This window comes from Phenylobacterium sp. NIBR 498073 (assembly GCF_027286305.1).
Taxonomy (GTDB): domain Bacteria; phylum Pseudomonadota; class Alphaproteobacteria; order Caulobacterales; family Caulobacteraceae; genus Phenylobacterium.
This window is the reverse complement of record NZ_CP114599.1, coordinates 3,123,370-3,136,043: the sequence shown is the minus strand read 5'-3', so window position 1 is coordinate 3,136,043 and position 12,674 is coordinate 3,123,370. Positions and strand designations below refer to the sequence as shown.

Genomic DNA, 12,674 nt, shown 5'->3' with positions numbered 1-12,674 from the left:
GCCGGTTGACGGTGCTGCGGATGGGGGCGGGCGACGTCTACGCCGAGAGCGTCGCCCGCCAGGCGGTCACCGCAGGCGGTACGACGACCTGGGCCGACGTGCTCTCGACCTCGTTCAGTCCGGCGGTCGGCGACTATCTCGTCCTCGCCCACTCGATGACCGACAACTACGCCACCACGACGTCGGCCTATGGGAAGTTCGTCTGGGACGGGACGGCCGAGACCAATACCGAACCCGCCATGGCCGGGCACGCCGATATCACCGCCGGCCAAAAGAACCTCGTGCCGCTGAACAAGCAGCGGGTCTATTCGGAGGCTACTGGCGGCGTCAGCCGCACCGTGGCGTGGCAGGGGCGTTCGAACCAAAACACATTCGAAGTCGGGTATGCGCAGAACCGGCTGCTGATCCTGAAGTTGGCGGATTTCGAGGCGGCGCACGTCGCGCGGCAGGCGAGCTTTTCTGCCGAGCTGTCCACCGCTACGCCGTTTGAGGCCTTGAGCATCACGCCGACCGTCTCGGCGAACCCGCACCTGCTGATCGGGAGCTGGTATTTCAACAATGTGACCACATCGTCGCGGGTGGTGACGTCGGTGCTGGCCGATAGCGGCGATGCAGCCTCCGCGGTCGCGCGAAACTACTCGGCCAACAATGACCGCGGACAGGCCGCGTCGTTCGCAGGGCTGCGCTCATACGCGGCCGGATCGCGCAAGATCGCCCTTAACATCAACACCAGCCCGGAAGGCGAGTACGTCGCCTTGCTGGCCTCGTCGGCGTTCATTGCCCTGGACCTGGGCTCTGCGGGCGGCCAGACGCTCACCGCGGCCACCGGCGCCATAATCCTGTCGGGCAAGGCGGCGGCGACCCGTGTCACCCGAAAGCTGCCGATCGCTGTGCGCAGCTTCACGCTTGCCGGGATCAATGCCGCGATCCGCAAAGGCTATCGGGTCCGGGCGGACGTTCGCGGCTATGGCCTGGCAGGGTTCTCGGCCCGTGTCGCCCGGGGCCTCAAACTGCGTGTCAGCGCCCAGGCCTTCACGATGACGGGGATCGCGGCGGGGCTGATCCGCACGGTGGCGGGCCGCACGATCTCGGCCGCCACGGGCGCGCTCACGCTCACGCGGCAGCCGGCGGGCCTGCGGATTGGCCGCAAGCTGCGCGCGGCGCCTGAACCGTTCGTGTGGTCGCGCCTGGCCGCCGGTCTGCGCTGGACGCGCCAGCTGGCGGCTTCGGGAGCGTCCTTCAGCCTCTCAGGCCGCCAGATCGGCTGGGGTTGGGTCCACATCCTGCGGGGCGCCCCAGCGGCCTACAGCCTGAACGGTCAAGCCGCGACGCTGCGCTATTCGGGCGGTCAGGGCTGGCAGCCGGTTCCGGGCACCCCTGAGACCTGGAACCCGAAGGCCAGCAAGTCCGAGACCTGGACCCCGGTGGGCGACACCCCGGAAATCTGGAGCTAACGCATGCTGATCGCTCCCGTCGACCTCAAGACCGACCCGCGCCCGTTCTTCCAAGCCGTCGCGGACGCGATCCGCGAGCTGCAGCAGCCGACCCATCCCAGCCAGGTTTTCCCCTGCGCGCAAGCCGACCTGCCGCCGGCCGCCAGTTGGCCCAACGGCGTCGTGCGGGTCACCGACCTCGACATTCTGGCCGTCTCGAACGGCGCTGCCTGGATCAGGCAGGATACTGGAGCGCCGATCTGATGCCTTCGACCTATTCGAGCCGCCTGCGCCTGAACTTCCAGGCGCCGGGCGACAACCTCAACACCTGGGGCCTGGTCCTCAACACCGACGACCAACTGCTTGAGGACGCCATCGCCAAGCGGGTCGCGTTCGCGCTCAGCGGTCCGAAGACCCTGACGACCGCCAACGGGGCGGACGACGAGGCACGCAGCGCCTTCCTGGACGTCACCAGCGGCTCGGGCGGGGCGATCACCATTCCGGCCGTCGAGAAGCTCTACACGGTGCGCAATGGCGCGAGCGGCGACGTCTCGATCACGACCGGCGGCGCGACGAACGCGACCGTGAAGCCCGGCGAGGTCGGATGGGTGGTCAGCGACGGCGCCAACGTGCGGCGTGTGCAGTTCACGGACTATCTCGGCGCGCGCATCACCGGCGTCGGAACTCCGATCAGTGGCACGGACGCGGCGACGAAGGCCTACGCCGACAGCCTGGCGTTCAACCAGGTCAATCTGCCTGGGCAGGGGCCCGGAACCGCGGGCCAGTACATCCGCTCGGATGGCGCCGCAGCCTCCTGGCAGTCGATCGTCACCGCCGACATCGCCGACTATCCGGCCAGCGTGGACGAGCAGCAGGGCTTCGCCCTCGTCATGGCGCTCATCTTCTAACCGAGGCACCTTATGGCTATCACGCAGAACAAAGCGGTCCTGCCGCAGACGCCGTTTTCGCGCACCGCGGTGCTGACGGCGGCCGAAACCGCGTTCCACAACCCGACGTCGACCGTCGATCTCCTGCTTGCCAGCGACAACGTCAACGGCGCCCGGTTGACCCGGCTATATGCGATCCCACGCGCCGCGGTCGCCTCGGCCAACAACATCCAGCTGTACAAGAAGGTCGGATCGACGCTGACCCTCATCGACAGCGTGCTGATGGCGACGGTCACACCGAGCGCCACTGTGGCGAACCCGAGGACCGATTTCGGCCTCTCGCTGGCCGCGCCGATGGAACTCGAGGCCGGCGTCGGCCTAGCGGTCGCCAACGGTCAGGCCATCGCTAACGGCGTCGTGGTGCGCTGCGAGGGCGGCTTCTACTGATGGCCGCCTCGCTCGGCGGAGCGCCGCTTGGACAAATGACGCTGGGCCGCTCGCCGCTCGCGTCCTCGGGCGCGCCGATGTTTCTGGTTCGGCAGGTGATCACATCGCTTTCGGGATCACTCGTGGTCCCGGAGGACGTTATCGCCGACATTTTCGCGTACGGGGCTGGCGGGGGCGGCGCGAGCGTTTCCGGAGCCTCGAGCGGGGGCGGGGGCGGGGGCGCCGCCGGATATTCGCGCCTTCAGATACCGGCCCGTGCAGTTCTTTCGTGGACCGGCGGCGTGGGCGGAACGTCTGTTGGTTCACCCGGGTCGGATGTTGCCGGGATCAGCGGTGCGGACGCGACAGTTTCAATCGACGGCCGACTGATCGGCACGGCGCAAGGCGGGCGGGCCGGAACCACCTCCGGGAATGCAGCGCGCAGCTCGGCGACGGGGTTTCAGATCAACCGATACGGCGGCGGGGCAGGCGAGGCCGGGGAGTTTGGCGGCAGCTCGTCGGGCGCCGGCTTTGGCGGTGGCCCGGGCGGCTTTTCTGACCTGTTCGGCAACGTCATTCCATCCAGTGGAGGAACACCAACAGGCGGCAACGGCGTGCCGACCGCTGCCGGTTTCGGAGCGGGTGGCGGCAGCGGGGTTCTACAACGCTACTCGGGTCTCGGCGGCTTTAGCTTGATCGTCGCGAACTTGTACCGGCCGGCGCTGATGCGCGTTCCCCTGAAAATCCCGCCGGGCCTCAACGGCGACGACACCACCTATTCGGCGGCCGGCCGCTGGGCCGACAGCAACAACGTGCGGTTCGACCGGGACTTCCCGCAGGTGATCGGCGGCTGGGAGAGCCTGACGGCGAGCCTGCTCACTGGCGTCTGCCGCACGGTGTTCCAGTGGACCGACAGTCTGCCGACGCTGAACATCGCCTTCGGCACGCATTCGGCGCTGCAGGTCTGGCTTGGCGGCGCGCTGTACGACATCACGCCGACCCTGGCCAAGCCGGGCTTTGCGCTGATCGACGCTGGGGTCACCGTGACCAACGGTTCGGCGCTGATGACGGTCGTGAAGACCGCGCACGGCCTGACGACGGGCAACAGCGTGGTGGTCAGCGGCGGAATCGGAGTTGGGCGGCTGATACCGAGCGGCGCCTACACCGTCACCGTGACCGACGCCAACACCTTCACGATCACCGCCGGCTCGAACGCGCAGCTCTCTAAGACGCTGGGGAGCAATCCATTCAGCGTGATCAACGGCTCGCCGACTGTGACCGTCACCGAGACCGGCCACAACATCAGCACCGGAACCAGCGTCACGGTGTCCGGGGCTTCGGCGGTCGGCGGCATCACCCCGAACGGGACCTTCGTCGCCACCCGGATCGACGCCAACAGCTATCGGTTCAACTTCACCTCTGGGGCCACGAGCACGGCCACCGGCGGTGGCGCGGCGGTGGCCGTGGCAGTGCCGGCGAGTGGCGGGGTCGGCATGACCTTCGGTCCGCAAGCGGCGTTTGCGGCCGGCGCGATCGACGGCACCGGCGGGGCGGGCTACGGCACCGGCGCTTACAGCGTCGGGGGCTATTCAGAGCCTTCGACGGCCGACTACTTCCCGCGCACCTGGGCGCTGGCCGCCTGGGGGCAGAACCTGCTGGCCAATCCGCGTGGCGGGACGATCTACGATTGGGCCAATGTCAGCGCCGACAAGGCTGCGCCGCTGACCAACGCGCCGGCTAAGGTCACCCACATGCTGGTGGCGCCGCAGGACATGGTGTTCGCGCTCGGCTGCAATCAGGAGGCGTCGAACGCCTTCGACCCCCTGTGCATCCGTCACTCGTCGGTGCGCAAGAACACTGAGTGGCATACCGCTGCGGGCACGACGGCGCGAGAATATGTGTTGCCCGGCGGCGGTCGGATCGTCGCCGGCCGGGTGGCCGGTTCCAACCTTCTCGTCTGGACCAACCATAGTCTGTTCCTCGGCATGTTCATCGGCGCGCTGGCGACGCCCTGGCGCTTCGACCGGGTGGCGACCAACTGCGGTCTGATCGGGCCGAACGCCGCCGTGGTGGTGGGCCAGGCGGCCTACTGGCTGGGCGTCGACGGCCAGTTCTATCGGTATGTGCTCGGCGGCGGCGTTGAGCCGATCGCCTGCGCGATCCGCGACGACCTGTTCGGCAACCTCACCCCCGGCCAGGCCGACAAGATCACCGCCGCATCGAACTCGCGCTTTTCCGAAGTGCGCTGGGACTATCCGGACGAGCGCGACGGGACCGAGAACAGCCGCTACGTGGCGCTTTCTCTGGTCGGACAGGGCTGGCACCGCGGCCGGATGGCGCGCACCGCCATGGTCGACGCTGGGCCATCGCAAGACCCGATCGGCGTGACCGCCAGTGGCAACGTCTACTGGCACGAGCGCGGGCAGTCCGCGGACGGCCAGGCCCTGACCTGGTCGATCGAGACCGCCGACCAGTATCTCAACGAGGAGCAGACCGCGCTGGTGCTGGGGCTCTGGCCGGACGTGAAAAGCCAGATCGGGCCGATCAATGTCTCGATCACGAGCAGGTTCAAGCCGCAGGGCGACGAGACGACCAAGGGGCCGTACCCGGTGGCTGCCGGCCAGGACAAGGTCGATGTCCGGGCCAGCGGGCGGCTGTTCAAGCTAAAGTTCGAGGGCGCGTCGATCCCGGCCTTCGCGCGGTTCGGGCAAATCGCTGTCGATCTGGCTGCGGCCGGCGACCGTTGACCTACTTGGATTGGCTTCGGCCAGCGTTGGTCGATGCAACCGTTGACGAACTGATCGACGAACTCGCCTCGGGCCGTGCACAGCTTTGGCTCGCAGAACACTCGGCGCTCGTTACTGAACTCGTCGCACAAGGGAGCGATCGCTGCCTGCACATCTGGCTGGCGGGCGGAAGCTTGACTGACATCCTCGGTCTACGGCCGGGGCTTGAGGCGTGGGCGCGGGGCCAGGGCTGTTCACACATCACGATCGACGGGCGGCCGGGGTGGATCCGGGTGCTGCGCCGATACGGCTACCGCCCTGCGGGGCGCGAGCTCAAAAGGACGCTTTGAATGGGTAAGAGAAAATCGACCAGCCAGACGAGTACGAGCAGTACGTCGTCGACCACGCCGACCAATCCAGAGTGGGTCGCTCATACGGCGCAAAGCCTGAATACCGGAATCCAACGCCTGGGCGGGATGGATCCTTACTCACTGGTGGCGCCGCTATCGGAGCTTGAACGGCAAGCGAGTGCCGGTGCTGCGCGGTTGGGGGCCGGCGTCGGCGGGGGAGGCCAGCCGGTGGGGGGGGATGAGTGGTTCGCCAACCTCTTGTCGCAGCCGACCCCGACTGTCGGGGCCGCCAGTCTGCTCGACAACCTAGGCGCATATCAGAATCCATATCGTAGCCAGGTTGTCGATGCGGCTTTGGCGGACTATGACGCGAGCGCTGACGCCACCCGTGCGACGCAGGACCTTGAACTAGCGGGAAGCAGCGCGTTCAACGGTTCGGGTTCTGCGCTGACGCGCAGCATGACCGAGCGGCAGCTGAATCAGGGGCGCAGCTCGGTCAGCGCCAATCTGCTCAAGGACATGTTCACGACCAGCGCGGGCCTGGCGAGCCAGGATGCGGAGCGTCGCCAGCAGGCGTCGCTCGCAAACGCCCAGAACGCAATCCAGGATCGCCACATGCGCGGGCAACTGGCGCTTGATCGAGACAATTCACTACGGGCCAACGTGGCCGCTCAGTCGTCGCTTGGCGCGCAGTTGCGGGGCGTGGATCAGGCGATCCGTAATGCGCCGACCACCCAACTCGGCACCCAAATCGACATGTTCTCCGGGCTGCCGCTGCAGCTCTTCCAAGGGCAGAATTCGACCTCGACGGGTACGTCGAACACCAAGACGACCGAGAGCCCCAGCCTTCTCGACATGCTGGGACAGATCGCCAGCATCGCAAGTTCGGTGGCGTCCCTGGGCCCGAAGCCGTCCGCTGGAGGCACCTGACATGGTCTTTAAGCTTGGTCCGAACCTCAAAGCGGCATGGTCACGTACCGATAAGTATCTGAATACCCCGCTGGCGGACGGCCTGACCCGCGCCGATCACCTCCAGAAGATCAGCAGGACGCTGGCGGCGCCGGAGTGGAAGGGGGCGGCGCACGAGGCCGGTGACTTCCTACCCCCTGTCTCCCTTCCTTCCTCGCGGGGCGGGGGCATCGGCGGGGTCGGCGGCGGAAGGCGGCGGTGGTGGCAATCGTGAACGAAGCGAGCAATGGCGGCGGCTTCGTGGAAACGCTGCATCAGGCGCAGATTCTGACGCTGCAGCAGATCGGCGACAACGTTGCAGCCCAGACCAAGCGGTTGGAGGGGCTCACCGCCAAGGTCGACGACGTTCGAGAGCGGCTGGCGCGACTTGAGGCTCAGGAAGCCGGCAAACTGGTGGATGCGCTACGCGTGGAGCTCCGCGGCGCCCTTGGACGGATCGACATGCTAGAGGCGCAGCGCGACCGTGTTGAGGGCGTGGCGGCGTTCTGGACCTGGCTGGCGCGGAGCGGACCTTGGTTCGCGGCTGGCCTAGCGGCGTTTGCGGCCGGTCTTGGTCTGCGTGCCGGCGGACTGAAGTGAACGCTCGGCCGATCCACCGGCGCTATCGGGTCGAAAAGGCGCGCTCTGCGAGGACACGCACGTAGTCGCGAGGATCAATGGGCCAGTTCTCGCTGAGGGCCAGAAACTGGTCCCAGTCTCCGGCGTAGAAGGCCCGCGTGGCCTCCTCAAAGTCGGAAAAGTCGCCGGCCAGGGCGAACATGATGCGGTGCGCCGCCTCCTGGGCTTGGCGCTGGTCATCGCCGCCGGACCTGCGCGCCTGGTCGACCAGTCGGCGTAGGGCCGCTGAAGCTCCTCCTGGTTGAGCTGCTAGCCACTCCCAATGCGATGGCAACAGGGTGACTTCGCGGGCCGTGACGCCGAGCTTCGGCCGTCCCCTTCCGGGAGCCCGTGGCGGCTCGCCCGTCGGCGTGACCAGGCGGGCGATCACGTCTTCCATGGTTCCCCGAAGATCGAGGTCCACCTGCCGGCCGGACTTGTCGTCGAAGACAAGTACATGGGATTCACCGGCGTCGATCGCGGCCTTCACTGCCGGCGCGACGACGGCTAACGGGCCGTTGGCGATTTTTCTGTGGCCAGAAAAGGCAGTGTGCATATCGGCCATAGATGGCGTCTCTCCGCGAAATATCATCCGGGCATAAAATTGATCCGATGCGGCGGCAAGCGTGGCTGATGCGTGAAGGTCCGTCACAAAGGCAAGATTTGCCCTGTCCAGCCACTAGGATGGCGATGACTCGGCCCATCGACGGGCTGGAAGCTGTCCTGGGGGCGTTTCAGCATGCGCATTTTCCTGCGAGCTATTCTGTTGGCGTCGGCATTGTCGGCGGTCGGCGTTGGGACGAGCGCTTTCGCCGCGCCCTCCGTGGCGCCTGTGCTGTCGACGCCCGACGCCAAAGACGTTCGGTCCTATGCCCGGCCGCTCATTGCGCGGGTGACGCACATCGACCTGGACCTGGCGGCCGACTTCGCGACGAAGACCGTGAGCGGTCAGGCGGCCATGGATGTGCTGGCCGCTCCCGGGGCGCAGGACATCGTGCTCGATGCACTGGGATTGACGATTACCAAGGTGACGGACGGCGGCGGGCGAGACTTGCCGTGGAAGCTCGGCTCCGCCGACGCAGACCTTGGGGCGCCGCTGACCGTGCGGCTGAACGGGGCCAAGCGCATCGTCGTTCACTACGCCTCGAGCCCCGGCGCGCGGGCCTTGCAGTGGCTTCCGCCGTCGCTAACCGCAGGGAAGGCAAAGCCGTACCTGTTCAGCCAAGGGCAGGACATCAATAACCGCAGCTGGATCCCAACGCAGGACAGCCCGGGAATCCGCCAGACCTGGACGGCCCGCATCGTCGTGCCGAGCGATTTGATCGCTGTGATGAGTGGAGAGCGGCTGACGCCGAATGGAGAGCCGGCGGGCGAGGGTAAGCATGCCTTCCGCTTCCGAATGGACAATTCGGTGCCGCCGTACCTGATCGCGCTGGCCGTGGGCGATTTGACCTTCCGTGAGCTTGGTCCCCGCACCGGGGTCTACACAGAGCCGTCGATGATGGATCGCGCGGCGGCCGAGTTGGTGGACACCGAGCAAATGGTGACGACAGCCGAGGGGCTCTACGGTCCCTATCGCTGGGGCCGCTATGACGTTCTCGTGCTGCCGCCGTCATTTCCGTTCGGCGGGATGGAGAACCCGATGCTCACCTTCCTGACGCCCACCTTCATCACCGGGGACCGGGCCAATGTCGGCCTTGTCGCGCATGAACTGGCGCATAGCTGGTCCGGCAATCTGGTCACGAACGCGACCTGGCCCGACGGCTGGCTGAATGAGGGTTTCACGACCTATTTCGAGAACCGCATCATGGAGGCGCAGTACGGCGCGCCGCGGGCGGAGATGGAGGCCGATCTCGATTGGGACGGCATGCAGGCGGACATCGCCGAGGCCGGCGGGCCGACCGCCGAGGCCACCAAGCTCTACGGCGACGTCGGAGGCCAATTGGCCTACTTCAAGGGCGCGACCTTCCTGCGGACGATCGAGAAGACCGTGGGGCGCGAACGGTGGGACGCCTATCTCACGTCATACTTTGACCGGCACGCGTTTCAGCCCCAGACGACGGCCGGCTTCCTGAGCGATCTTCGCGCCAACCTGATCAAGGGCGACAAGGCGCTGGAGGCGAAGCTGCAGCTCGACCGCTGGGCCTATGCCGCCGGCCTTCCCGACAATGCGGTGCACGTGAAGTCTGAGGCGCTCGCGCGCGTCGACGCGCAGGTCGCCGCGTTCAACCGGGGCGCGCCCGCTTCGCAGCTAACCGCCTCCGCCTGGACCACCCAGGAGTGGCTGCGGTTCCTGAACAGCCTGCCGCGGCAGCTCTCAAAGGCCCAACTCGATGATCTGGATGGGACGTTCAAGCTCTCGAACTCGTTGAACAGCTATCTTCGATCGGCCTGGCTGGAACTGGCGATCGCCAACCGATACGAGCCGGCCTTGCCGGCGCTCGAGGAATTCCTGACGACGGTCGGGCGCGGCCTGTTTCTTCGGCCGCTGTACGCGGGGCTTATGAAGCAAGGCGACTGGGGGCGTCCGATCGCTGCCCGTATCTTCGAAAAGGCGAAACCGACGTATCATCCGACGGTAGCCTTGAATCTCGAACGTCTCGTGACCGGCGGCTGATGGAGCGGCGGATGAAGAAGTTGGCGGGCGTTCTCCTCGCCCTGGCATTGGCAGGCCCCGCGGCGGCTCAGGATGCAAACGCAGAGTTCTTTGCGCGCAACGCCCAAGCGCCGGGCGTCAAGACCATTCCGGGCATCCAGTACAAGGTCCTGAAGTCCGGCCCCGAGACCGGGGTCCATCCGAAGCGCTCATCGACAATCAAGGTGCGCTACGAGGGCAAGTTTCTGGACGGCCGTGTCTTCGATTCATCGAAGAACGATCCAGATGGTGCGGTGACGTTCCCGCTCGGCAAGCTGATCCCGGGCTGGGTGACCGTCTTGCCGCTGATGCGGCCGGGCGACGAATGGGTGATCTACATTCCGCCCGAGTACGCTTACGGACCGGCCGGCAAGGAGATCATTCCTCCGAATACGCCGCTGGAGTTCCGGATCGAGCTCGTCGAGGTCGTTGATTAGGCGCGGGTCAGCTCCGCCACCAGGACCGAGCCTTCGGCGAGGCCGGCTTCGGCGCTCCCCTCGACGAGGACGACGTCGTCCGGATCTAGGTCGACCGCGTCAATCCTGATCGGCGAGCAGGCGAGAATGAGCGTGAGGTCCGTGTGCGTATGCAGCGTCATCGGACCTTGGCGTCTTTGAACCTGGACGGACCACTGTCCCCGGCGCGCCATCATGTTGAAGTCTCGCACGGCGCCGCCGATCAGGACGGCGTCGCAGCATGCGTCGCCGGCGAAGGCGAAAGGTGCGGATGCGGCGTCCAGCCTGATTGGCGCCCGCCCTTCGAAGTTCAGTTCCAGGCCCGGTCCGGCGAGGACGGTGAGCACTCGGTCGATGCCCGAAAAGACCGAAAACGGACCGCTGGATGAGACTTCGGCTATGCTGGCGCGCCACTCAAAATCGTCGAGGGACGCACCTGGGGGCCAGGCGGCGACCTCCCAGGTGAGGCCGCCGCCGTTTTTCCACGCAGTCGGCTTGCGATCCGCAGCGCGCAGGATGTGCATCAGCCCAGGATGCCCGGCAGATCGAGCCCCTTGCTGCGAGCGACATCGAGCGCGATGTCGTAGCCGGCGTCCGCGTGCCGCATCACACCGGTGGCGGGGTCGTTCCAAAGCACCCGTTCGATCCGCTTGGCGGCGGCGTCGGTGCCGTCGCAGGCGATGACCATGCCGGAGTGCTGGGAGAAGCCCATCCCGACGCCGCCGCCGTGATGCAGCGAAACCCAAGTCGCGCCCGACGCGGTGTTCAGCAGGGCGTTGAGCAGCGGCCAATCGGAGACGGCATCGGAGCCATCGCGCATCGCCTCGGTCTCCCGATTGGGGGAGGCGACCGAGCCGGAATCCAGATGATCGCGTCCGATCACGACGGGGGCTTTCAGTTCGCCCTTTGCGACCATTTCATTGAAGGCGAGACCCAGGCGGTGGCGATCGCCGAGCCCGACCCAGCAGATCCGGGCGGGCAGACCTTGGAACTTGATCTTCTGACCAGCCATGTCGAGCCAGTTGTGCAGGTGTGCATTGTCCGGGATCAGTTCCTTCACCTTGGCGTCGGTCTTGTAGATGTCCTCAGGGTCCCCCGACAGCGCGGCCCAGCGGAACGGGCCGATGCCTCGGCAGAACAGCGGGCGTATGTAGGCCGGCACGAAGCCCGGGAAGTCGAACGCATTGGCGACGCCTTCCTCCTTGGCCATCTGCCGAATGTTGTTGCCGTAGTCGACGGTGGGAACACCGGCGGCCTGAAAGTCGAGCATTGCCTGGACGTGTTCGGCCATCGAGGCCCGAGCGGCTTCTTCCACCTGCTTGGGATCCTGGTCGCGCATGGCGTACCAGCGCTCAAGGCTCCAGCCCCTAGGCAGGTAGCCGTTGACCGGGTCGTGAGCCGAGGTCTGGTCGGTTAGAAGGTCGGGACGAACGCCGCGCTTGAAGAGCTCAGGCAGCAACTCGGCGGCGTTGCCGAGCAGGCCGACTGAGATCGGCGTCTTCTCGCGGCAGGACTGCTCGATCCAGGCCAGGGCCTCGTCCATATTGTCGGTCGAGCGGTCGAGATAGCCGGTGCGAAGCCGCATTTCGATGCTGGACGGTTGGCATTCGATGGCCAGGCATGATGCTCCCGCCATCACCGCGGCGAGCGGTTGGGCCCCGCCCATTCCCCCCAGCCCTGCGGTCAGCAGCCAGCGGCCCGACAGGTCGCCGTCATAATGCTGGCGGCCCATCTCCACGAAGGTCTCGTAGGTTCCCTGCACGATGCCCTGGGCGCCGATATAGATCCAGGAACCGGCAGTCATCTGGCCGTACATGGCCAGGCCCTTGCGATCGAGTTCGTTGAAATGGTCCCAGGTCGCCCAACGCGGGACCAGATTTGAGTTGGCGATCAGAACGCGGGGCGCGTCAGCGTGGGTGCGGAAGACACCGACCGGCTTGCCGCTCTGAACCAGCAGTGTCTGGTCGTCCTCGAGGCGGCGGAGGGTCTCGACGATTTTGTCGTAGCTTTCCCAGTCACGTGCGGCCCGTCCGATGCCGCCGTAGACCACCAGCTCCTCGGGGCGTTCGGCGACGTCGGGGTGCAGGTTGTTCATCAGCATCCGCAGCGGCGCTTCGGTCAGCCAGCTTTTGGCGGAGAGCTCGGTCCCCGTCGCCGGGCGGATCACGCGGGTCTTGTCGATACGGGTCATGTAAC

At 66.6% G+C, this 12,674-nt stretch carries 12 protein-coding genes; 9 read left to right on the top strand and 3 right to left on the bottom strand.

All coding sequences use genetic code 11. The features are described 5' to 3' along the window. The first annotated feature begins 5 nt into the window (after positions 1 to 5). From O4N75_RS15725 to O4N75_RS15695, 7 genes are all read left to right on the top strand, one after another. Complete coding sequence (locus O4N75_RS15725; RefSeq protein ID WP_269626421.1) at positions 6 to 1,454, top strand: hypothetical protein; 1,449 nt, start codon at positions 6 to 8, stop codon at positions 1,452 to 1,454. Positions 1,455 to 1,457: 3 nt separating this feature from the next. Then, on the top strand, positions 1,458 to 1,697 hold the full coding sequence (locus O4N75_RS15720) for a hypothetical protein (RefSeq protein WP_269626420.1): 240 nt from the start codon (positions 1,458 to 1,460) through the stop codon (positions 1,695 to 1,697). After that, complete coding sequence (locus O4N75_RS15715; RefSeq protein ID WP_269626419.1) at positions 1,697 to 2,341, top strand: hypothetical protein; 645 nt, start codon at positions 1,697 to 1,699, stop codon at positions 2,339 to 2,341. The genes O4N75_RS15720 and O4N75_RS15715 overlap by 1 nt, the downstream gene beginning before the upstream one ends. Positions 2,342 to 2,353: 12 nt before the next feature. After that, positions 2,354 to 2,767 carry a hypothetical protein gene (locus O4N75_RS15710; protein WP_269626418.1) on the top strand — a complete coding sequence of 138 codons (414 nt, stop codon included), beginning with the start codon at positions 2,354 to 2,356 and terminating at the stop codon, positions 2,765 to 2,767. Next, complete coding sequence (locus O4N75_RS15705) at positions 2,767 to 5,493, top strand: hypothetical protein (protein WP_269626417.1); 2,727 nt, start codon at positions 2,767 to 2,769, stop codon at positions 5,491 to 5,493. Before O4N75_RS15710 ends, O4N75_RS15705 begins: the two co-directional genes overlap by 1 nt. Positions 5,494 to 5,822: 329 nt before the next feature. Further along, the gene (locus O4N75_RS15700) at positions 5,823 to 6,752 is read left to right on the top strand and encodes a hypothetical protein (protein ID WP_269626416.1); all 930 of its coding nucleotides are present in this window, start codon (positions 5,823 to 5,825) and stop codon (positions 6,750 to 6,752) included. 249 nt (positions 6,753 to 7,001) lie between these two features. After that, positions 7,002 to 7,370, top strand: a complete 369-nt coding sequence (locus O4N75_RS15695; RefSeq protein WP_269626415.1) for a hypothetical protein — start codon at positions 7,002 to 7,004, stop codon at positions 7,368 to 7,370. Between the two features lie 22 nt (positions 7,371 to 7,392). On the opposite strand, the gene O4N75_RS15690 is transcribed toward O4N75_RS15695, so the two are convergent. Continuing rightward, the gene (locus O4N75_RS15690) at positions 7,393 to 7,953 is read right to left on the bottom strand and encodes a DUF2239 family protein (RefSeq protein WP_269626413.1); all 561 of its coding nucleotides are present in this window, start codon (positions 7,951 to 7,953) and stop codon (positions 7,393 to 7,395) included. Positions 7,954 to 8,127: 174 nt separating this feature from the next. On the opposite strand from O4N75_RS15690, the gene O4N75_RS15685 reads away from it, so the two are divergent. Further along, positions 8,128 to 10,005, top strand: coding sequence for a M1 family metallopeptidase (locus O4N75_RS15685; protein WP_269626412.1), 1,878 nt, complete (start codon positions 8,128 to 8,130; stop codon positions 10,003 to 10,005). A gap of 11 nt (positions 10,006 to 10,016) precedes the next feature. Beyond that, positions 10,017 to 10,460: an FKBP-type peptidyl-prolyl cis-trans isomerase gene (locus tag O4N75_RS15680; RefSeq protein ID WP_269626411.1), complete on the top strand. Its 444-nt coding sequence runs from the start codon at positions 10,017 to 10,019 to the stop codon at positions 10,458 to 10,460. Here O4N75_RS15680 and O4N75_RS15675 read toward each other — a convergent pair. Both O4N75_RS15675 and hutU read right to left on the bottom strand, forming a co-directional pair. Further along, complete coding sequence (locus O4N75_RS15675; protein ID WP_269626410.1) at positions 10,457 to 11,002, bottom strand: HutD family protein; 546 nt, start codon at positions 11,000 to 11,002, stop codon at positions 10,457 to 10,459. The genes O4N75_RS15680 and O4N75_RS15675 overlap by 4 nt on opposite strands. Then, positions 11,002 to 12,669 carry a urocanate hydratase gene (hutU, locus tag O4N75_RS15670; protein ID WP_269626409.1) on the bottom strand — a complete coding sequence of 556 codons (1,668 nt, stop codon included), beginning with the start codon at positions 12,667 to 12,669 and terminating at the stop codon, positions 11,002 to 11,004. The genes O4N75_RS15675 and hutU overlap by 1 nt, the downstream gene beginning before the upstream one ends. Between the last annotated feature and the right edge of the window lie 5 nt (positions 12,670 to 12,674).